Source organism: Sphingobacterium sp. NPDC055431, assembly GCF_053644255.1.
The window spans coordinates 192731-214400 of record NZ_JBSHLH010000004.1; the positions used below are offsets into that span (position 1 = coordinate 192731).

The following is a 21670-nucleotide window of genomic DNA, read 5'->3' on the forward strand; positions in this document are numbered from 1 at the left end:
AATTCCATTTTTATATAAACAGTTTTTATCCTTATTTTATGATCCATTTTAGTGGGTAAAATATGAGCGAAAAAACTGAAGATAAATTTAAAGAAGCCCTAATGCATTTTGGGGCTTCTGATTTAAATAAGGAAATTTTAAAGGTAATCAGCCTAGATCAACTTCTTCAATGGAGTATAGAAGAGAATAATCCCCGCTTATGTTTTCGCAGTGCCTGGGCAATGGAACATATCCTATTGAAGAACCCAGAACACTTTAATGCTATCTATAAAAGATTGATAATAAATTATCGAGACCTGAAAAATTGGAGCAGTTTAAGGAGCTATACTAAGCTATTGATGTGGATGCTATCCAAATCCAACACATGTATCACCTTAACTGAGAAAGAAAGAGAAATAATCCTGGCAAAGAGCTTTGCCATCATTGACCTGAACGATTGTCCTGTTGCTGTAAAGGTCAATGCCTTCGATATCCTGTATAGGTTAATCCCTTCTTTTGAATGGGTTGCGAAAGAATTAAAGCTTATCATTGAACTGAGCCTAGAAAAAGAAAATACCCCTGCTTTAAGGAGCAGAGGTACCTATATCTTAAATAGATTAGCTAAAATGGGATTAAAATAAGGTATTTCCTTTATTGAAATGTGTCTTCCCCAAATGCTTAAAAGCTAATTCCGTACATTCCCTTCCTCTTGAAGTGCGCATGATATAGCCTTCTTGGATCAAGAATGGTTCATACACTTCTTCAATGGTCCCTTCATCCTCTCCCACGGCGGTGGCAATGGTTTTTAGCCCTACAGGTCCACCTTTGAATTTTTCGATAATGGTACTCAAGATACGATTATCCATCTCATCCAAGCCATGTTCATCCACATTCAAGGCATTAAGGGCAAATTGAGCGATGGCTTTATCAATAGATCCATTTCCTTTGATTTGTGCAAAGTCACGTGTTCTTCTCAAAAGAGCATTGGCGATCCTCGGGGTTCCTCGACTTCTTCTGGCAATTTCATAAGCCCCTTCTTCCGAAATAGGAACCTTTAATATCTGGGCAGAACGCATGACGATATCCGTCAATAGTTTGGAATCATAATATTGCAACCTGGAATTGATTCCAAAACGAGCCCTTAGCGGTGCTGTCAATAAACCAGAACGTGTCGTTGCTCCCACTAAGGTGAAAGGATTTAGAGAAATCTGCACAGAACGTGCATTTGGACCCGTTTCGAGCATGATGTCGATTTTGAAATCCTCCATTGCGGAATACAGATATTCTTCAACCAAGGGGCTTAAACGGTGTATCTCATCAATAAAAAGAATATCTCCCTCTTCAAGATTAGTCAATAGCCCAGCTAGATCGCCCGGTTTATCCAATACAGGTCCTGAAGTTATTTTGATCCCTACGCCCATTTCATTGGCAATGATATGGGATAAGGTAGTTTTGCCTAATCCGGGAGGGCCATGTAACAGTACATGGTCAAGCGCTTCGGCACGGAGCTTAGCTGCTTTAACAAAGATGGAAAGGTTCTCCAATATCTTAGCCTGACCGGTAAAATCTTCGAAAGTCTGCGGACGAAGCACCCTCTCCAAGTCTTTATCAGTCGAGGTTAATCTTTCAGGATTGGGGTCAAGGTTTTCATTCATATCTTAGAACACAAATCTTTAGTGAACAATTATCTCTCGTATTTTTTAAACAAGCTATTGATTTTCATCTGGATTACTCCAAAGAAAGCTTCTTTAAATATCTTGGTGCTCATTTTTGAAGTACCTAAGGTCCTATCTGTAAAAATAATAGGAATTTCCACAACATTGAAACCATATTGTATGGCCGTGAACTTCATTTCAATTTGAAAGGCATAACCCACAAACTTTATTTTGTCTAAAGGTATGGTTTCTAGAACCTCTCTCCTAAAACAAACAAAGCCTGCTGTAGCATCCTGAATTTTGATCCGGGTAATCAACCGAACATAAGCTGATGCAAAATAAGACATCAAAACCCTGTTCATAGGCCAATTTACTACATTTACACCCTTAATATATCGGGAACCAATCGCCATATCGGCAGCGCCTGTTTTACAGGTCTCACGCAGACGGATCAGGTCATCTGGATTATGGCTAAAATCAGCATCCATTTCGAAGATAAATTCGTACGAACGCTGCAAAGCCCATTTGAACCCATGGATATAGGCTGTACCTAATCCCAATTTACCTTTTCGTTCTTCGATAAAGAGCTGATCAGCGAATTCAGTAGCCTGAAGTTCTTTCACGATATTTGCAGTTCCATCCGGAGATCCATCATCAACGATAAGGATATGAAAATCTACTTCTAATGAAAAGACCTTTCGTATGATTCGTTCTATGTTTTCCTTTTCGTTATATGTAGGAATGATTACAATGCTATCTGACACGCCTTAAATTTTGATGGCGTAAAGTTAAGCAATTAGTCTCAAACAATTGGGTTCGGTACCAGAAGATATTGGGGGATTGAACCAGGATGCAAGTGATTAGAGGATGGACCAAGATTTGGGCGAGAACCAGGATAGAATGGATTGGAGGATGGGCCAAGATCTATTCCGATGGTCGAGCGGGATCTGGGTTTCGCTCGATATCCGTTGAGACCAAATACAGGATTAATTAACACATACAAAAAAGCCGGATGATTTCTCACCCGGCCTTTGATTAATTGTTGAATTAAATATTAATTTACGCCATGCATTAATTTCTTAATGTATGGAGATAGAATAATCAAGATTGCACCTGCGATCAAGGAATATAAGCCCAATTGCTTATAGCCTTCGGTATATGTCAATAGCTTATCCATCAAAGATGCACCTTCTCGGGCTTCGGCCATATTGGCTCCGATTAGACCCGCAACGTATTGCCCATAGGCACTGGCCAAAAACCACATTCCCATCATGATCCCTTGTAGTTTAGCTGGGGATAATTTGGTCATGATGGATAGACCTATTGGTGAAAGACAAAGCTCCCCTATCGTAATCACCAATAGTGCCGCAGTAAATATGTCTAAGGATGTCATACCTTCAACCGCGAAGAAACGCGTAGCGAACAATACATAATAGCCCAAGCCAAGGAAGATAAAGCCTAAACCAAATTTAATAATGGTATTGGGTTCGATTTTCCTTTTTGCTAACCACAACCATAACAGTCCAAACAGCGGTGCCAAAATAATAATGAAGAATGCCCCACCTGAGTTATTGACTCCATTAGGGTCCAAACGGAAAGCTCCGCCTGCCACAGAATCATTTAGGTTATTGGCGGCAAAGATGCTCAATGAACCTCCACTCTGTTCGTAGATACCCCAGAATACAATAGAAAATAAAATGAATATCAATGCGGCAAGCAATTTATGGCGTTCCTTTTTCTCGACTTTGGACATCTCATAGAAAAGATAGATCAAAGTCAATGGACCAATGGTATACATAAAATAGTCTGTGTACTCGGTTTTGGAGACCATCACTTGGATCAAGGGCACGAAAATCAAGGTACTCGCATACACGGCATATTCCACCCATTTTGGGAGGGGCTTAGTCTTAACAATAGCATCTGGATGTCCAGGTTGCAGACCAATCGGTCCTAACTCATGCTTGGTAAATTGGAAATTGATCAAACTGATCAACATACCTAAGGCAGCAAGACCAAAAGCGACATTCCAACGGTAAGCCTCATCAATGACAGAACTCAACATGTAGCCCTTTCCAATAGCAACACAGATGTATCCACCTAAAAATGCACCTAGGTTAATCCCTGCATAGAACAGTGAAAATCCGGCATCACGGCGGTTGTCATTATCCTTATAGAGCTCCCCTACCATGGTTGAAATATTAGGTTTGAAGAATCCTGTACCTATAATGATAAAGGCCAAACCAAAGAAGAAAAATTGGTGGGTATCAATTGCTAGTAACACAGACCCCACGATCATCAATAATCCTCCAAAAAAGAGGGATTTTCTGAAACCTAGGATTTTGTCTGCGAAGAGCCCCCCGATGAAGGTAAAGGCATAAACAAATGCCTGGGTAGCTCCATATTGAAGATTGGCTTCTTTTTCGCCAAAATTCAGTTGTGTAATCATAAAGAAGACCAACATCCCGCGCATTCCGTAAAAACAGAATCGCTCCCACATCTCGGAAAAGAAAAGTCTCCAGATCTGTTTCGGATATTTGCCTTTAAAATCTTGAATCTCCTCAAGAGTTTTATGCGCCTCAGTAGCCATTATATTAATTGTATTAAGATTCTATTTTACGCCATGCATCAGCTTCTTCACGATTGGGTGGAGCAACATCACGATAATCCCAGCTCCGATCGGCACAATGGTAAATATCAAGAAAAACGTACTCAAGGAATACTGATTGGTAATGATTTCAATTTGCCCACCAATAATGGCCGCTAATTTATTTCCGATAGCCAATGCCAAATACCACATCCCGAACATAAATCCTATCATCCTGGCAGGGGCAAGTTTAGAAACATAGGACAGACCTACCGGTGAAAGACAGAGCTCGCCAAGGGTATGGAACATATAGGCCAGAATCAACCAGACCATAGAAACCTTTACGCCTTCTTGAAGTCCATTTGCACCAAAGGCCAATAACCCGAAACCTATCGCCATGACAATCAAGCCCATTCCGTATTTCACGGTTGCTGGTGGATTATATTTGGAATCCCATATTTTAGACACAAAATTGGCAAATGTGATGATAAAGAAGGAATTCATGATGGAAAACCATGAAACCGCAATTTCTGAAGATTCGGCAGTGAACTCACGGTACAGCATCCATAAGGCTAAACCCCATACTGCTGTAAAACAAATCACCTGAACTATATTGGAAAGTGGTGCTTTGCCAAAAGTCTTTTTGGTTAGCATGGTGACCGCATAGGTCACGAAGATTAATGGAACGATAGTCAATAAGCTATTGACCACATTGAAAATAGTTAGGGAATTTCCTGATAAACTTCTATCGACACTATCCCGAGCGAAAATGACCAAGGAAGAGGCACCTTGCTCAAAGGACATCCAAAAGAAGATAACGAAAAACGCAAAGATTATGACGGCAATCAATCGGTCTCGAACAACTTTTGTATATCTGGACAATCTTGAAATAACAACAAACAGGAAGATGATCAATGCTGCAAATATGGCAACATTTTGGCCAGCCATAGATCCCATCTGAAGACTGGAGAAGATATCAATGCCTGAAATCTTAGATAGTGGGTCATTGAATGCATAACCCAATCCTAGGATGGTCATGATAACAATCAGGAAGATATCTAATTTTGTAAATGGATTTGGTTTATCATCTGGATTTGCCAAGGCTGCAGCTTCAGCTTTTTCTGCTTTTATCTCTGCCGTTGGCTTATCTCCAACCTTTCCGAAGATTGGCTTGGCATACCAGAACTGTAATGTTCCTAAAAACATAAAGATACCTGCTAAACCAAAACCCCAATGCCAACCGACCTTTTCCCCTAAATAACCACAAAGCATCATACCAAAGAAAGCGCCTGAATTCACCCCCATATAGAATATGGTGTAGGCAGCATCTTTCTTCTGAGGGAACTTCTTGTACATCTCGGATAATATGGAGGTCATATTCGGCTTAAAGAATCCCGTACCGACAACCAATGCTCCGAGACCTAGATAAAGAAACAGCGGCGTATCAAAAGCCATGAACAGGTGCCCTAGGGTCATGATGGCAGCCCCGATAACGATGGCATATCGATACCCCAAATACTTATCGGCTAAAATACCACCAAATATGGGTGAGATATACAGCAACATGGCATAGGTACCATATAATGCACCGGCTTGGACTGGATCCCAACCCCATCCGGAAAATGGACTACCTGAAATAATTGCACTGGTTAAAAAATTGATAAGTAACACGCGCATTCCGTAGAAGGAAAAACGCTCCCACATTTCTGTGAAAAACAAAACAAATAAACCTGATGGGTGACCTAATACAAGGCTTCCATCGATTCCCTGTTTTTCTAATTCTTCTGAAAAAGAAGCATCTGAAGCTTGACTCATAAACTGTAATTTCAATCAAACGCTAAGTTTGAATTTGTAAAAATAAAAAAACTTTCAGGATTCCTTAGGATTCAATTTTAAGGTTAAATTTTCTTAAGGCCTCTAAGGGTCTATTATTTTGAATGAAAAAAGCCGAATGTTGTTAGGATTCGGCTTTTATATTTGTTTCAAAAATTTTTCAAAATGAATTAAAATCTTCAATTATTGGATGCCATGCATCATTTTCTTTAATTTACCATTAAAGATCAACAATAGGAAAGCAACCAAAATTGGAAGAGCTGCGATGATCAAGAAGAAAACGGTCATCGAGTAAGTTTCGGTAATCTTATCAATAAATGAACCGGTCATACCTGCGATAAAGTTAGCAATCGCAGAGGCAGTGAACCATAATCCAAATAACAAACCAGCAAATTTCTTAGGCGAAAGCTTACTTACATAAGAAAGACCTACCGGCGATACACATAATTCTCCAGTTGTATGAAAGAAATAGGCCAAGATTAACCAGATCATGCTCACTGAGGCTGTCTGCGCACCTGAAGGGATAGACATCGATCCATATGCCAAAGCAAGGAAACCTACGGCTACCAAGATCAATCCGAAAGCAAACTTCACTGGACCTGAAGGATTCCATACCTTTTCCCATAATTTAGAAAAGGAAGAAGCAAGCGTGATAATAAAGAAGGAGTTCAAGATCTGGAACCAAGAAACTGTAACTTCTGTCGTTTCAACAGAGAATTCCTTATTCACTTTCCAAATACCCAATGCCCAGATGATAGCAAAAGAGATGGCTGTAAAAATTACGGTCAAAGGATACTTGCTGAAAATCTGTTGTGATAGTTTGAAAAGGACATATGTTACGATCAGGATCGGGAATATGGTCAAGGCTGCATCTACCCATTTAAAGATCTCACCGGTATCCCCATCAAGGACACGTTGGGTGTAGTTCTTTGCAAAAATGGTCATCGATCCACCGGCTTGCTCAAAGGCAAAGAAGAAAAAGATACTGGCAATCATCAATACGGCTACCACTACCAAACGGTCTCTAACCACGTTTTTAGGCGTATGGTCTTCTTCCTGAATGTTGTGGACATGTTCTTCTGGTGAATGAACAGTACCTGGTTTTTCACCGATTACACCAAAGATCTTTTGTGCGAAATAGAATTGGATCATACCGAAGAACATAAATACCCCAGCTAATCCAAATCCGTAATGCCAACCCTCTTTTTCACCGATATAACCACATAATAACATTCCTAAGAATGCACCTGAGTTAATACCCATGTAGAAAATTGTATAACCTGCATCTTTTTTCGCAGATGTATCTGGATATAACTGACCTACCATGGATGAAATATTTGGTTTGAATAGACCATTACCTAAGATCATCAAGACAAGTCCGACATAGAAAAAGGATTGCGAAGTCCCTTCGAGAGCCATTGAGGCATGACCTAGGGTCATGATTAAGGCACCTAAAAGGATGGCTTTACGGTAACCGGTCAACTTATCGGCAATCATCCCTCCAATTAATGGTGTCAAATAAACCAAGCCTGTATACCAAGCATACAATTCCATGGCATCTTTATTGCTCCATCCCCAGCCTTGCTTAGAAATTTCAGTGATTAGGAATACGGTCAGAAGGGCTCTCATTCCGTAATAACTGAAACGCTCCCACATCTCAGTAAAGAATAGGACAAATAGACTTGCAGGATGTCCCATTACCATTTTGTCGTCAACTCCTTGTTTGGCAAGGTGCTGGACCAACTCTTGGTCTTTTTCTTGATTCATCGGTTATTGATATTTACGTTAATTAAGATTTTTTTAGAACAATATTTTTTACGGATAGCAAATTAACAAATTTTTATTTACAATTAATACTAAGTTAACAGGCCTATCGGTATTTAACATTCAATTGTTAAGATATCAATTTCAGCCAAAAGTTTAATCAATCCACCAAAGTCCTATTAATTTTTTTAATGAAAGATTTAAATGAAAACAATCCTTCTGTTGATATTTTTGAAACGCAACACAAATTAGAGCGTAAAAAAGGTAAAGAATCTATACTTTTTTAGAAATAAATTTATTTTTCTTGTTTTTAGAATTTCAATTAAAATCAAAAGGCAGTAACAGCGAATTCTCGGAAAATAAAAAATAAAATAGTTGTGTAAACAATTTATTACGATGCTACGACAAAACATGGAATTGGTTAAATCAAATAAAAAAGAGGCAAGAATATAAATCCTTGCCTCTTTCTATCATATTCTTGACTATTATTTGAATTTCTCCAATAAAGCCTTTGTTAATTTGATTCCTTCGTCTTCAGAAATCTTATCACCTTCAAATTCGATACCTACATAACCATTGTAGCCAGCGGATTTAACGATCTGCATCATTTTGGCATAGTCGATTCCCGTATCATTACCATTCGCATCGAAAGCATGAGATTTAGCACTTACGCCTTTAGCATACGGCATTAAATCCTTAACCCCTTGATAGCGGTCGTACTCATAGAAGTTACCGAAATCTGGTAAACTACCACAGTTTTTCTTACCTACAGTTTTCAATACATCTGCCAACCAATCACCGTGGGAAGAAATTCCACCATGATTTTCAACGACTACAGATATCTTCCCTTTTTTTCCATAATCAGCTAAGGTACACAAGCTTTTAACCACTTGTTCCTTAACTTCTTCTTTAGTTCCTTCACCCGCAGCATTTACACGGATGGCATGACATCCAAGGAAATTAGCGGCATCGATCCATTTGTAATGGTTCTCTACAGCCTGCTTGCGTTTAGTTTCATCACGATCTCCTAGACTTCCTTCCCCGTCCACCATGATCAATACGTTTTTCACGCCATTGTCCTTAGCACGGTTATTCAAATCTTTTAAGTAAGTCATATCCTTAGCTTTATCCTTGAAGAATTGATTTACATATTCAACTCCATGGATACCAAAGTTTTTTGCTGTATACTCAGGAAAATCAATATTTTTCAAATCCCCTTTGAATAGTTTTTTATGTAAAGACCATTCCGCTAATGAAATTTGAAACCAGTCTTTCTTAGCAGCGAATACATCTAGCGAAGGTGCTAATGTTACTCCAGCTGTTACTAGACCTAAGTTTCTTAAAAACTCTCTTCTTGAACTCATGATTTTGTTATATAAAGTTATTAGATATTAGCCCATCCAGAAGTCAATACATCGACAAGATGCATGGTCTTAATGGGAAGTTGATTTTTTTCAATATAAGCCTGCAATTGCAATAAGCAGGACGAATCAGTAGATATAATATAATCCGCCTTGACATCCAGGGCGTTTTGAACTTTCTGTTCCGCCATGGCCGTCGATATTCCTTCAAATTTAACCGCAAAGGTACCACCGAAACCGCAGCATGTTTCCTGATCTCTCATTTCTACGATATCCAATCCTCCTACATGGCTTAATAAGCGCCTTGGTTCATCCTTGATCTTGCACTCCCGTAATGCTGAACAGGAATCATGATAGACCGCTGTCCCGACTAATTCTGCCCCGAAGTATTCCTTCTGCAGAACATTGACCAAGAAATCACTGATTTCAAAAATATTGCGCTGTATGGCCCTGCACTTATTGTGCTCAATGGAATTGGTAAAAAGATCATCATAACCTCCCCTAACCATTCCCACACAGGATGCCGATGGACTGACGATGGGATGTTCTTCATGAAAGTCATTCAGGAACTTCTGGCCAATTTTCTTGGCATCATCCCAAAATCCGGCATTATATGCTGGTTGTCCACAACAGGTCTGATCGGTATTGTATATGACCTTGCAACCTGCCTTCTCCAATAGTTTTACGGTGTTAAAGGCTGTTTCAGGATATAATTGATCAATAAAACAAGGGATAAATAACTCTACTTTATGCATTAATCGCTTTCAATAATCTGTAATTTATTAAATTTTAAAACACGAAACAACAACAAAAACCCGATGATAAAATATACAGACAGGAACAATGCCGAATATCGAATGTTTTGCGTGATCTGTTCAATGATACCAAAGCTGAATAAGCCGATCACTATGGCTACCTTCTCCGAAACATCATAGAAACTAAAGAAGGATGTGGTATCTTCAATATGTTCTGGGATAAGCTTAGAATAGGTCGACCTAGACAAGGACTGTATCCCTCCCATCAATAATCCTACAGCAAAGGCCATTCCGTAAAATTGATATTCCGTAGTCATATAGAATGAGGCACAGCAAATCAGTATCCAGAAGAACACCACAACAAGCAAAACCTTGATGTTTCCAAACCTTTTGGCTGCAACAGACATGATGTATGCCCCACCAATTGCTACGATCTGTATCAATAAAATGGATGCAATCAGTTTACTTGCACCTAAATTCAACACTTTTTCTCCAAATGCCGCAGCAACGATCAATAGCGTCTGAATTCCCATGGAATAGAAAAAATAGGCCGGTAAAAAGGTCTTGATGGCTTCGATCTGTTTTATTTGTCCCAATACACTGCTGAATTCCTTCTTCACTTTCGTAAAGAAAGGCAAGCGCTCAGAACCTACAGTAGGTCTATTTCTTGGCAAGAATCGGAATGGAATCTGCGCGAACAGCAACCACCAAAGTCCCACCAATAGAAATGAAAATCTTGCAGGGAAAGAAGCATCGCTGATCCCAAACCACTCTGGTTTAAAAATAAACACGAAACAAATGATCTGAAGTGTCACACATCCAACATAGCCATAGGCAAATCCCTGTGCACTGACCCTATCCTGCTGATCTGGCGTAGCAATAATAGGCAGGTAGGAATTATTGAAGGCTACTCCGCCAATATAGCCCATAGCAGCTATTGCATAGCAGAAGATCCCCCATTCCAAGGTATTTATCTTAAAGAAAAACAATCCCATGCAGGCAATGGCACCGATATAGGTAAAGAGCTTCATGAAGAACTTACGCTTTCCTGCCGCATCAGAATATGCTGAAATAAACGGCAAGCCTAAAGCCATCAATAAATAAGCAATGGAAAGTGCGAAATTGGATAGTGCAGTATTAATGACCTCAATACCAAAAAAGGAAACCGTGTCATTGGTTTCCGGATTTTTCGTGATGGCCGTATAATATACTGGAAAAATGGTGGAGTTGATGACCAGATTATAGGCAGAATTGGCCCAATCGTACATGGACCATGATCTGATTAATCTTTTATCATTCTTCTTGAATATTTTCATAAGATTTGCTTATGCGAATATACCATTTGATTTTAGAACTGGTTTAAAAATTTTCGTAGATATGGGTAACTATCCGTACCATTTCCTTGCGAACTGGACTTGAACTCCCCAAGTAATTATTGTTCAGAAAAGAAAAAACATAGCGCTTACCTCGTTTGGTTATGATATAACCACTCTGACAGTGAACACTGTTGATTGTTCCTGTTTTAGCCCAAACAAAGGCCTTTCCTCCCGGTGTTGGGTAAACATTCTTTAGCGTGCCTTCTAATCCTCCTGCTGGAAATAAATATAGCTTGGCGTTCTCATCACGGACTTCATTACTGATCTGAAGCAAAACCTCCACCATACTCCTTGGTGTTATTTTATTGTAACTCGACAAACCGCTACCATCTCTCAATTCAATGCTATCACTTAATTTGCTGTAATAGGTGTCGGTCATATATTGGCGCAAGTCTTCTGTTTTGAAGCTATTGTATTTCAAGAAGGATGCAACCATGTTTAGTTGCTCAGCCAAAAAATTATCACTTGGAAGCATCATTTCACGCTCTACTGCTCTTTTTTCTACAGAATTATAGATCTTGAAATCTTGAGGCAGCTTCTGATTTACCAATCCGACATCCTTTTTCAAGGTATCCTGTAGCAATAGCACCAAAAGGCTATCACTAGGGCGGAAAGGTTTTTCATTGACATAATTCTTAGGCAAAGGAAGCTCATTGATTTCATAGCTGTTATTCTCCATTGCTCTATGTATTCTATATCGAGTTGTTGTATCAGATAGCTGTTTGACATCGCGTTCGAAATAGGAAGGGAATAATCTGAGTCTGCCATCAACCTCCCTAAACTGCACAACATTACCATAGATCGGAAAAGGAAACAGTTCTGGTTGGTAGTAGAATTCATAGTCTTCGATCGACCAACCGTTTCTGTAGGTTGGTTCTTGCGTAGGAGAACTTGAGTAGAATAGTTTTTTCTTGCTGTTTTTTAAGAAGTTATATACTCTTCCATTATCTAACCTTGGATGTAAGAAGCTAGGATCACCGGTTCCCCAGAAAATCAAGGAATCTCCACGTTCAACATATGCAATCCCTGGGATAGAATCACCAATGAGCATTAGGGAGGCAAATAAAGTGAAAACCTTGGTATTTGATGCTGGAGTAAAATGTTTGTCCTGATTATGGTTGTAAACAAAGCGTTGTTGATCGACATCGTAAAGACTAAAGCCGTAGTAATGCTTTGGTAAAACGGTTGATTTTTGGAATTCATCATTTAGGTTGAGGGTAGATTGCGCTTTGGTTGTCAAGCAGGCCAATAACCCCATTAGGATTAGTATGCTTCTCATATTGTAAACATAATCATTGTTTAGAATTTAAGGAAGTATGAAACAAAGATTTTATAGAAAAAGAGAAGGGCTGATCTTTCGACCAGCCCCATCTTCTTTTATTGAATTAACCTAATAGTTCTATTTTAAAGCACCGTTGCTACGGTCGATCTCTACCTGAGGAACAGGCCAGTATTCACTGTTTGCAGAGAAGGTTAAACCTTTGTATGCAGGCAGAAATGAACCTTCAAATGTTGAATAGCTTTCTAATACTGATTTAGCTACTCCCCAACGTACAAGGTCAAAGAAACGGTGTCCTTCCATTGCCAATTCGATACGGCGCTCCGTTCTTACGGCAGTACGTGCATCAGCTTGGGATGCAAAGGCTGGATATGGCTTTACGTTATATGCTGCGGCATTGGCACCGGTTCCTGTTTTCTTTGCAGGAAGCGTAGCAGCACGCTTACGAACATCATTCACCAATTTCAAAGCTCCTGGAAGGTTATTTGCTTCAACCTCACATTCTGCAGCCATCAACCACACATCAGCTAAACGGATGATATTCACATCCAAACCGGTAAGGTAATTGGCTCCCGGAGCTGCATTGGTAGCAAATTGAGATACAGGGATCATGGTTTTGATGGTTACAAAAGGTCCAGCGTATTTAGCGTCACGGATCCATGCATTACCTGGCATAATTCCATAGTCCAAATATGAAACACCTCTACGACCAACGGTATAATCTAAACGCGGGTCGAATTTCAAGTTCACATCTAATACGTATGAATCTGTTGGGTTTTTCAAATCGGAAAGGTATGGAGTAGCACGGTAAGCGGTAGTTGATAATGGAAGACCATTGGCATCTACCTGGAATGAATTTACCAAATCAATAGTTGGTTGATAGAATCCACAACATCCTACTGGTGAACTTCCATACAGACCGGATAACATATCCCCTACGTTGGAGTTATCAGCAGCACCATTGGAATTGATGGCGTGTTTTGAAACCATCACCACTTCAGGTCCGTTTTCTTTCGTTACATCAAAGTTATTCCAGTAAGGCATGGTCGTGATATCCTTACCTGCCATAACCTCTTTAAACAAAGTCAATGCTTGAGCGTATTTCTTTTGGTATAGATAAAGCTTACCTAAATATGCTTTTGCAGCATTTTTGTCCATACGACCAAACTCATCTTTGATTTTGGTAGCTGGCAAATTAGCGACCGCAAATTTGAAGTCCTCTTCAATAGCCGGAGTAATATCCTTGTCATTTGGAATGGTCTGTGCTTCAGCAGTAGTCGTTGCTTCGGTAATGATTGGGACATTTCTAAAAATCCTCCATAGGAAGAAGTTGTAATGGCCTCTCAACATTTTTGCCTCAGCTTCGATTTCCTTAGCTCGCTCGGCAGAGATTTCCTTTGGTCCTGCTTGATCTGCGGTAAGTAACTTCAAGGTATTGTTACAGCGTAAAATCCCTTCAAAGTATACTTGCCACATTTGGGACAGGTTGTCATTTGTACTGATCGCATTATAGGTTTCGATCATGTTCATTGGTGTCTGGTCGGTAAGCTCCGAACCTTTGTGTGCATTGTCCGATGCAACTTCACCAAATAGCCACTGGCTAGGTGCAGAAGCATAGTTGCCCCAAGTGCCACTTACATTACCATTTAAAATACTGTATGCACCGATCAGCGCACCTTCCACACCATCTTTATTCCCTACCTGAGGCTCAGACAACTGGCCTTGAGGTAATTTCTGTAAAAATTCTTTTCCACAGGAAGTAACAAGTAGCATTCCCGCGCCTAAAAGAATCATTAATTTATTTCGTTTCATGATTGTTCTATTTAATATTCTCTACCTACTAAAATCCTAAATTAAGTCCAAATGTGTACTGACGAGCCTGTGGATATACCCCAAAGTCAACACCCAATGCTGGGTAGGCAGATGGAGTAGCTGAAACCTCAGGATCTAAGCCTTCGTATTTGGTAATCGTGAATAAGTTGGTAACACCTAAATATAATCTTAACCTATTGAATGTAGTGTTCTCACCAAACAGCTTTTTAGTTGGTAAGTTATATCCAATTTGGAAATTCTTAAGCTTCAAGAAACTACCATCCTGTACATAATAAGAGGATGTTGCGTATTCCATCGCACTTGTTTTGTCAGCTGGATTAGGTAGAGATGGGATATTGCTACCTTTGTTTGATTCACTCCATGCATCTAATACCCTTACGCTCTTTTGTCCGCGGAATACCCCGAAGTCTGTAAAGTAACGAGTAGCTTCATACAGGTCATTTCCTTGGGAACCATAGAAGTATAACAATACGTCAAAGTTTTTGTAAGCAGCGTTAATATTCAATGAATAAGTGAAGTCTGGGTGTGGATTACCAATAATAGTTCTATCACCTGGGTCGATCTCACCGTTTCCATTTATGTCTGCATATTTCAAACCTCCTGGTCTTGCATCATCATATGAAGGTGAATTATTTACATCATCCACACTTTGATAGATACCGGTTACTTGATAACCATAGAATGAACCGAATGGTTGACCTTTCTGTAAGATTGAAGTTTCCATAGAACGGAAGGCACCATAGTTAACCTGTGATACGGTTGGAGCTAATGCAACCACTTCGTTTTTGTAGTTTGAGAAATTAGCAGCTAAATCCAAAGTAAATGGTTTCTCTTGTCTGTGTCCATAGTGGTAGCCCAAAGAGAACTCAAATCCTTTGTTGCTCATATCACCGATATTTTGGTACGGAGAGGCAGCTCTACCTGCAGCAGCAGCTGGAAGTGGAACCAAGAACAACATATCAGTTGTTTTCTTGTCAAACCAGTCGATCGATCCGTCTAAATCACCGTTCAATACCGTGAAGTCCAAACCTACGTTCAATGATTTAACCTGCTCCCATTTAATATCTGGGTTAGAGTAAGAGTTTTGCCAGATACCATTCACTACACCATTATTGATCGGGTATGAAGATTCTGTCAAGGAAGCTAAATATCTGTTCAAATACTGGAATCCTGGGATACGTTGGTTACCTGTCACCCCGTAACCTGCACGAAGTTTTAAGTCAGTTAACCATTCTGCGCTTTTAGCAAACTCCTCTTGAGAAATACGCCATGCAGCACTTACCCCTGGGAATACCCCGTATAAATGGTTTTCACCGAAATTGGATGAACCATCACGACGAGCAATTAAACTCAATAAATAACGGTCTTTGTAAGCATAGTCTGCTTTTCCCATCAATGAGAACATACTTCCAATTGAACCTGAACCATTATTGTTGAAGTTCGAACTACCTGCATTTAGATACAAATAGTCTAAACTGTTCATGATAAAATAACCATTCCTACTTCCATCAATACCGCGGTTTCGGTTTTTGATGGCCTCAGTACCTACCATTACGTTAAGACTATGATCTTCACCTAGATTAGGTTTGTAGTTTAACGTATTGGTCCAAGTCCATTCTGTGGTATATCCCTGGTACTCACTCATACCGTTATTGAAACTACCTTCAGAGAACTCTGGGTTTGGATAAGTGTAACTTACGCCATTGTAGTTTTCATATCTCAAACCGAAGTTTGAGCGTAATGTCAAACCATCGATGATGTCGTACTCTGCAAATGCATTACCGAAGAAGAAATTCGAACGGTTCATGTTATCCTTAGCGCGATAAGCTAAAGCCACTGGGTTTTCACCGTTTCCTAAATCCTTACCAAATGAACCCGCAAAGTTTCCTCCCTCATCATACACTGGGATAATGTTCTGGATACGGTAAGCGAATCCCAATACAGATCCTTCTCCCTGATAACCACCCGCAGTATTTGGGTTAACACCCATACCATGACCTTCTGTATAAGCATAAGAAAGATTTTCACCAAATCTTAGTTTCTTATTGAAGGCATTGAATTGGGTATTGGTCCTTACGTTATAACGACGGAAACCGGTATGTATAATACTACCTCTTTGATCAAGGTAGCCTCCTGAGAAAGCATATTGAGAAGTTTCATTTCCTCCCGTGGCAGCTAATTGATACGATTGGATTGGAGCAGTTTGCGATAATTCATCAAACCACTTCGTACCTGCTTTATTGGCTTTAGTAATTTGATAGAACGATGCACGATCTTTAGCAAAATAATTGTACTTGTTCATGTCCGCATCTGCTGCTGTCACATCCCAGTTGGTTTTAGAACCGGCCAATAGATAGTCAGGAAGCTGTAAACTCGTTCCATTGAATTTATTGTCGATATCCAAAATCTGCTGAGGAGTCAGCATCTTGGGAAAGGAGCCCTTGTTTGGAACACCTGCACCTGCATAAGCATCTAAGGTGATTTTGGTACTTCCTTCTTTTCCAGATTTGGTCGTCACGATTACAACCCCATTGTTCGCACGGGCACCGTAGATTGAAGCTGCAGAAGCATCCTTCAACACCTGCATACTTTCAATATCATTTTGGTTCAACCAGCTCAACTTGCCTTCATAAGGTACACCATCGATGATGTACAGTGGTTCGTTGTTGTTAATGGTTGAATAACCACGGATACGGATTTGAGGAGTTGAACCTGGAGCACCGTCATTGACAATCTGAACCCCTGTTGCACGTCCTTGCAAAGCTTCAACGGCACTACCTGCAGGTTGAGACTTCAATTCCGACACGTTTACAACTGCAACGGATCCTGTCAAATCTTTCTTCCTTTGCGTACCATAACCAGTTACAACCACTTCTTCCAGATTACTGCTATCTTCTGTAAGCGTAATGGTAATTGGTTGAGTGGTAGAGCTGATCGTGTAACGAGCAGAAGCAAAACCTACATAGGAAATGATTAGGACATCGTTTGCTTGCGCATCGATTTCAAAATTTCCAGAAGCATCTGATGAGGTACTCGACGTCTTGCCGACGATTTTAATGGTAGCTCCAGCAATTGGCTCTTGAGTTGCCTGGTTAATAATCTTACCTTTTACTGGACTTTGCATCGCATATAATGGATGCATAGCGATTTTATTCCAAATTGAAACTTCTGATGCGGAGACACTGCTCATCGCGAGCACGCCCATTGAAATCAGAAGTCCATTTTTTAGCAGTCTTTTGGGAATAAAAGAATTGCTATGGAACTTCATTGATCTTCCCATAATAGAATTTGTTAGTTAGTTTGTTAAATTATTAGTTCAATGATGCAATAAATCTTAATCTCAAGGCATAGCAAAGCCATGAATTAAATATTTATTATTTAAAGCCATAGAAATCCCATTTATGGGATTTCTATCTTCCTAAAAAGAAATGTAGTCTTTTAAGTTATTTTGGTTTACTAATTGGATTTAAGTACTCGTGTGTCATAAGCTGTTAGTTAAAGTTATTTAGTTTATTAAAGTTATCGGTATTTATGGTACTTTCCCTTTCACTTCACCCCCTCTGCTTAATGTTAACAAAGTGTACATCAAACACTTTTAAATTTCTGCTGTACTTTTCCTTCATATAAAAATGGAATAATACAATATTAACAGGAATTGATTTTGTTTAGAATTAAGTTTACAATTAGAACTAATTTATGAATAATTTTTAATAAACAAGACTTTTCCGCAACAATTTATTTACAATAAAAAAAGGAGGTAAAATACCTCCTTTTTATTATCATTTATTGAGAATCAATTAATAACCTAAAACATATTTTAGCCCTCCCACGAGCTGTTTTTGGAAGTTCGGTTCGTATAAAGATTCCTTCGTATGTCCTAAGCCTGTGTAAAAGACTTTTATTCCTTCAAACTTCTGGTACCAAGCTATGGGATGAAAATCACCCATTTTTCCATTTTCATAGGATTTCTCATCGATGGTCATCAAAATCTTAAGATCAGGTTTAACTTTGGAGAAGTCATACCATTCGTCCTTATGCATCCATACCTTTGGTAAATGCTTTGTAGCCAAATGTTTCCTGTTCTTTACATCAATTTTCGCTTCTTGCACAGCAGGATGGCTGGCAAAATATGCTCCTACTAAATTATTGTACCATGGCCAGTCGTGTTCTGTATCTGTCGCTGCATGAACACCCATAAAACCTTTACCAGATTTCAAAAAATTCTGGAAAGCAACCTTTTGTTGCTCATCTAAGATGGTACCGGTAGTACTAAAGAACAAAACAGCATCAAAATCCTTTAATGAATCCGCTAAAAAGACATTTGCATCCTCCGTATGAAACATTCCAATGTTTTCATCCTTCAACAATTTGGTCAGGACCTTCACTCCTTCTTCAATGTTGTCATGCCTAAAACCTGCTGTCTTGGTAAAAACTAAAACTTTCTTTGGCTTTACAATTCCTGAAGCAAAAGTAAAACAGATACTTAAACAACAGACTAGGGTCAGTATGCAAATTCTTTTCATTTGATTTATTTGGTTTTTGATTGATAAAAATCTAGACTCTCAATGATGGAATCCTCTTCCACATATTTATTGAAGTCGCAATCTCCTATTTTTCTTAACAGCGCAAATCCAAGTTTATTGCCTTCATTCTTCTTATCATTCTTCATCAATGCCAATAACTCAGGATAAACTGCTGAATTTAAATTGTATTTAGGATAGATTGACAATAGGTAATTGACTATCTCATCCAATTCGGCTTTATCCAAATTGTTAACCTTATGTGAAAGATAAGCTTCACAAATCATTCCAATAGCAATTGCCTCTCCATGTAATAATGGATTTACATCAGTTACCAAGGAATATCCTTCAATAGCGTGTCCTATCGTATGTCCAAAATTCAAGATCTTCCTTAAGCCTTTTTCAGTAGGATCTTCTAGAACAACTTTATTCTTAATGACAACAGAATCGTACACCATACCTTCAGGTATAACAGGCAAACTAACTGTTTTGCAACGGCTAAATAAATCTTTATCCTGGATCAAACCATGCTTGATGACCTCAGCAAATCCCGAAAGGACCTGACGGTCATCTAATGTTTCAAGAAATTTATTGGATATAAACACAGCCTTTGGTTGGCTGAACGTACCTATTATGTTTTTTACATTATCCAAGTCTATTCCAGTCTTACCACCCACGGAGGCATCAACTTGAGAAAGCAAGGTTGTAGGAACATTTAAAAAATCAATACCTCGTTTATAGGTAGAAGCGGCAAATCCGCCCATATCGGTTACTACTCCACCGCCTAAGTTTAGCATGAGGGCTTTTCGATCGGCGCCAAAGTCCAACATGGTTTTCCAAACACCTATACAGAAGTCTATGTTCTTGTTCTCTTCTCCTGGATCTACCTCAATAATATCATAATCAACAATATCAGGTATGGCAGCCTGAATGACAGGTAAACAATGATCATTCGTGTTTCGATCTACGAGAATCAAGAGTTGCGAATAATCATGATCAATGAGAAAGGACTGCAGTTCATCTAACTCATCATCGAATACGACTTCGTATCCTAAACTATTAATCTTCTTCATATATAATTTCTACCTAAAGATAGATTTTTTTATTGAATGTAATTGGATTTTTAAAACTGTAAACAGATATTTTACAGAGCTTAAGAATTATTGAACTTTCACTTTATTCCCATCGAATTCCACGACATCTCCTACCTTAACTTTTAATCTTTTCCTGTAATCGACTTGGCCATTGTACTTTACAAGTCCTTCTTCCACCACCCATTGAGCCATGGCACCATGCTCAACCCAGTTCATGACTTTCAATAATTGGATCAATTGGATATAGTCCCCTTCTAATGTAAACGTTTGCATAAACAAAAGTAATTTTAATTGACAGTATTTACATTATAACTATGTTTTTAATTCATAAAAAAAGCCTAATTTTACCAACATCAAATTAAAGTAATATGGACATAGCTTCACCCTTAAAGCTTGACTTTAACAACACCGAAATTGCCTTTCAAGGCAAAAGCGACAAAGACCTTAACAAAGCGTATTGGTTATTTAAAATGGTCGCGAGCAATACCCTAATTAAGATAGGGACACCAATTACAAACTTTTCGTTGAATATCGGATTACCGATTCAAGGCATTATCAAAAACACCATCTACAAACAGTTCTGTGGAGGAGAAAGTATCCAAGATTGCCAAACCGCAATCCAAGACCTTGGTAAAGGTCATGTAACTACTATCCTTGACTATTCTGTGGAAGGCGAAGACTCGGAAGAAAGCTTCGATGCATGCTGCGCTGAAATCCTCAGGACCGTAGAAGCTGCTAAAGCAAACCCTCTGATCTCCTTCTGTGTGTTCAAACCTACTGGTTTGGGAAGAATTGACCTATTGGCCAAAATCGATGCTAAAGAATCACTTTCCCCTGAAGAACAAGCGGAATACAAACGCCTGATGGAGAGATGTGACCGTATCTGTAAAGCTTGTTATGATAACGACATCCGCGTGCTTATCGATGCTGAACACTCCTGGATCCAGGATACCATTGATGATATCGCTAGAGAAATGATGGAAAAATACAATTCGGAAAGCCCGATTGTATATAATACCTATCAAATGTACCGTCATGACAAATTAGCTTCCCTTAAAGCTGATTTTGCCTATGCTAAAACTCAAGGTTTCCACCTTGGTGCCAAACTTGTTCGCGGTGCCTACATGGAAATTGAAAGAGAAAGGGCAAAAGAGAACAATTACCCTTCTCCGATCCAACCTAACAAAAAAGCATCTGATACCGATTACAATGCCGCTGTGGACTTCTGTCTTGACAACATTGGTACAGTCGGCCTGATGGCAGGTACGCACAATGAGGAAAGCTGCAGGTTATTGGCTAATGAACTTGAAAAAAGAAACATCCCTCACAATCTTCCTAACGTGTTTTTCGCACAACTTTTAGGAATGTCGGACAACCTTTCTTTCAATTTGGCAGCTGCAGGTTACAATGTGGCTAAGTATATGCCATACGGACCGGTAAAATCAGTAATGCCTTATCTGTTCCGCCGAGCTCAGGAAAACACCTCCGTAGGTGGACAGACTGGACGTGAGTTGAGCTTAATCATGAAAGAGCTGAAACGTCGTAAATCTGAAAAATAAGATTAACACACATACCTTGATTCAAGGTATGACCATAAAATGATCACGAAAGTCTCCAATTCATGGAGACTTTCTTAT

At 39.2% G+C, this 21670-nt stretch carries 16 protein-coding genes; 2 read left to right on the top strand and 14 right to left on the bottom strand.

Annotated features, from left to right (window positions below):
- The first annotated feature begins 62 nt into the window (after positions 1 to 62).
- Positions 63 to 620 carry a hypothetical protein gene (locus tag ACWIB3_RS06505; protein WP_454291215.1) on the top strand — a complete coding sequence of 186 codons (558 nt, stop codon included), beginning with the start codon at positions 63 to 65 and terminating at the stop codon, positions 618 to 620.
- On the opposite strand, the gene ruvB is transcribed toward ACWIB3_RS06505, so the two are convergent.
- The 14 genes from ruvB to ACWIB3_RS06575 all read right to left on the bottom strand — a co-directional run bounded on the left by ruvB (position 612) and on the right by ACWIB3_RS06575 (position 20306).
- Positions 612 to 1634, bottom strand: coding sequence for a Holliday junction branch migration DNA helicase RuvB (gene ruvB, locus ACWIB3_RS06510; RefSeq protein WP_185212191.1), 1023 nt, complete (start codon positions 1632 to 1634; stop codon positions 612 to 614). The two genes, ACWIB3_RS06505 and ruvB, sit on opposite strands and share 9 nt — an antisense overlap.
- Positions 1635 to 1663: 29 nt before the next feature.
- Positions 1664 to 2398, bottom strand: a complete 735-nt coding sequence (locus ACWIB3_RS06515; RefSeq protein WP_454291216.1) for a polyprenol monophosphomannose synthase — start codon at positions 2396 to 2398, stop codon at positions 1664 to 1666.
- A 290-nt stretch (positions 2399 to 2688) separates the two neighbouring features.
- Complete coding sequence (locus tag ACWIB3_RS06520; protein ID WP_454291217.1) at positions 2689 to 4221, bottom strand: peptide MFS transporter; 1533 nt, start codon at positions 4219 to 4221, stop codon at positions 2689 to 2691.
- A 21-nt stretch (positions 4222 to 4242) separates the two neighbouring features.
- A complete protein-coding gene (locus tag ACWIB3_RS06525) occupies positions 4243 to 6033 on the bottom strand; it encodes a peptide MFS transporter (protein ID WP_185212194.1) in 1791 nt (596 codons plus the stop codon).
- Between the two features lie 201 nt (positions 6034 to 6234).
- Positions 6235 to 7818 (bottom strand): peptide MFS transporter, encoded by a 1584-nt coding sequence (locus tag ACWIB3_RS06530; RefSeq protein ID WP_313259322.1) that lies wholly within the window; start codon positions 7816 to 7818, stop codon positions 6235 to 6237.
- A 482-nt stretch (positions 7819 to 8300) separates the two neighbouring features.
- Positions 8301 to 9179 (bottom strand): sugar phosphate isomerase/epimerase family protein, encoded by an 879-nt coding sequence (locus tag ACWIB3_RS06535; RefSeq protein WP_454291218.1) that lies wholly within the window; start codon positions 9177 to 9179, stop codon positions 8301 to 8303.
- A 20-nt stretch (positions 9180 to 9199) separates the two neighbouring features.
- Positions 9200 to 9931: a (Fe-S)-binding protein gene (locus ACWIB3_RS06540; RefSeq protein WP_185212197.1), complete on the bottom strand. Its 732-nt coding sequence runs from the start codon at positions 9929 to 9931 to the stop codon at positions 9200 to 9202.
- Positions 9931 to 11247: an MFS transporter gene (locus ACWIB3_RS06545; protein WP_254527247.1), complete on the bottom strand. Its 1317-nt coding sequence runs from the start codon at positions 11245 to 11247 to the stop codon at positions 9931 to 9933. The genes ACWIB3_RS06540 and ACWIB3_RS06545 overlap by 1 nt, the downstream gene beginning before the upstream one ends.
- Before the next feature lie 43 nt (positions 11248 to 11290).
- Positions 11291 to 12586: a D-alanyl-D-alanine carboxypeptidase gene (locus ACWIB3_RS06550; RefSeq protein WP_454291219.1), complete on the bottom strand. Its 1296-nt coding sequence runs from the start codon at positions 12584 to 12586 to the stop codon at positions 11291 to 11293.
- A 120-nt stretch (positions 12587 to 12706) separates the two neighbouring features.
- Positions 12707 to 14398 carry a RagB/SusD family nutrient uptake outer membrane protein gene (locus tag ACWIB3_RS06555; RefSeq protein WP_313259327.1) on the bottom strand — a complete coding sequence of 564 codons (1692 nt, stop codon included), beginning with the start codon at positions 14396 to 14398 and terminating at the stop codon, positions 12707 to 12709.
- Between the two features lie 28 nt (positions 14399 to 14426).
- Positions 14427 to 17699 (bottom strand): SusC/RagA family TonB-linked outer membrane protein, encoded by a 3273-nt coding sequence (locus ACWIB3_RS06560; RefSeq protein ID WP_313259330.1) that lies wholly within the window; start codon positions 17697 to 17699, stop codon positions 14427 to 14429.
- 517 nt (positions 17700 to 18216) lie between these two features.
- Positions 18217 to 18942 (bottom strand): ThuA domain-containing protein, encoded by a 726-nt coding sequence (locus ACWIB3_RS06565; RefSeq protein ID WP_185216379.1) that lies wholly within the window; start codon positions 18940 to 18942, stop codon positions 18217 to 18219.
- A 5-nt stretch (positions 18943 to 18947) separates the two neighbouring features.
- The gene (aroB, locus tag ACWIB3_RS06570; protein WP_313259333.1) at positions 18948 to 20012 is read right to left on the bottom strand and encodes a 3-dehydroquinate synthase; all 1065 of its coding nucleotides are present in this window, start codon (positions 20010 to 20012) and stop codon (positions 18948 to 18950) included.
- 87 nt (positions 20013 to 20099) lie between these two features.
- Positions 20100 to 20306: an RNA-binding S4 domain-containing protein gene (locus ACWIB3_RS06575; protein WP_313259335.1), complete on the bottom strand. Its 207-nt coding sequence runs from the start codon at positions 20304 to 20306 to the stop codon at positions 20100 to 20102.
- Positions 20307 to 20401: 95 nt separating this feature from the next.
- Between ACWIB3_RS06575 and ACWIB3_RS06580 the strand changes: the two genes are divergently transcribed.
- A complete protein-coding gene (locus ACWIB3_RS06580) occupies positions 20402 to 21592 on the top strand; it encodes a proline dehydrogenase family protein (RefSeq protein WP_454291220.1) in 1191 nt (396 codons plus the stop codon).
- Positions 21593 to 21670 lie beyond the last annotated feature (78 nt).

What these genes read in the sequence shown, in the direction of transcription:
- ACWIB3_RS06505 (WP_454291215.1), top strand. Translation starts at nt 63, where the DNA reads ATGAGCGAAAAAACTGAAGATAAATTTAAAGAAGCCCTAATGCATTTT.
- ACWIB3_RS06575 (WP_313259335.1), bottom strand. Translation starts at nt 20,306, where the DNA reads ATGCAAACGTTTACATTAGAAGGGGACTATATCCAATTGATCCAATTA.
- ACWIB3_RS06555 (WP_313259327.1), bottom strand. Translation starts at nt 14,398, where the DNA reads ATGAAACGAAATAAATTAATGATTCTTTTAGGCGCGGGAATGCTACTT.
- ACWIB3_RS06565 (WP_185216379.1), bottom strand. Translation starts at nt 18,942, where the DNA reads ATGAAAAGAATTTGCATACTGACCCTAGTCTGTTGTTTAAGTATCTGT.
- ACWIB3_RS06525 (WP_185212194.1), bottom strand. Translation starts at nt 6,033, where the DNA reads ATGAGTCAAGCTTCAGATGCTTCTTTTTCAGAAGAATTAGAAAAACAG.
- ruvB (WP_185212191.1), bottom strand. Translation starts at nt 1,634, where the DNA reads ATGAATGAAAACCTTGACCCCAATCCTGAAAGATTAACCTCGACTGAT.
- ACWIB3_RS06550 (WP_454291219.1), bottom strand. Translation starts at nt 12,586, where the DNA reads ATGAGAAGCATACTAATCCTAATGGGGTTATTGGCCTGCTTGACAACC.
- ACWIB3_RS06520 (WP_454291217.1), bottom strand. Translation starts at nt 4,221, where the DNA reads ATGGCTACTGAGGCGCATAAAACTCTTGAGGAGATTCAAGATTTTAAA.
- ACWIB3_RS06535 (WP_454291218.1), bottom strand. Translation starts at nt 9,179, where the DNA reads ATGAGTTCAAGAAGAGAGTTTTTAAGAAACTTAGGTCTAGTAACAGCT.
- ACWIB3_RS06540 (WP_185212197.1), bottom strand. Translation starts at nt 9,931, where the DNA reads ATGCATAAAGTAGAGTTATTTATCCCTTGTTTTATTGATCAATTATAT.
- ACWIB3_RS06560 (WP_313259330.1), bottom strand. Translation starts at nt 17,699, where the DNA reads ATGGGAAGATCAATGAAGTTCCATAGCAATTCTTTTATTCCCAAAAGA.
- ACWIB3_RS06580 (WP_454291220.1), top strand. Translation starts at nt 20,402, where the DNA reads ATGGACATAGCTTCACCCTTAAAGCTTGACTTTAACAACACCGAAATT.
- ACWIB3_RS06545 (WP_254527247.1), bottom strand. Translation starts at nt 11,247, where the DNA reads ATGAAAATATTCAAGAAGAATGATAAAAGATTAATCAGATCATGGTCC.
- ACWIB3_RS06530 (WP_313259322.1), bottom strand. Translation starts at nt 7,818, where the DNA reads ATGAATCAAGAAAAAGACCAAGAGTTGGTCCAGCACCTTGCCAAACAA.
- aroB (WP_313259333.1), bottom strand. Translation starts at nt 20,012, where the DNA reads ATGAAGAAGATTAATAGTTTAGGATACGAAGTCGTATTCGATGATGAG.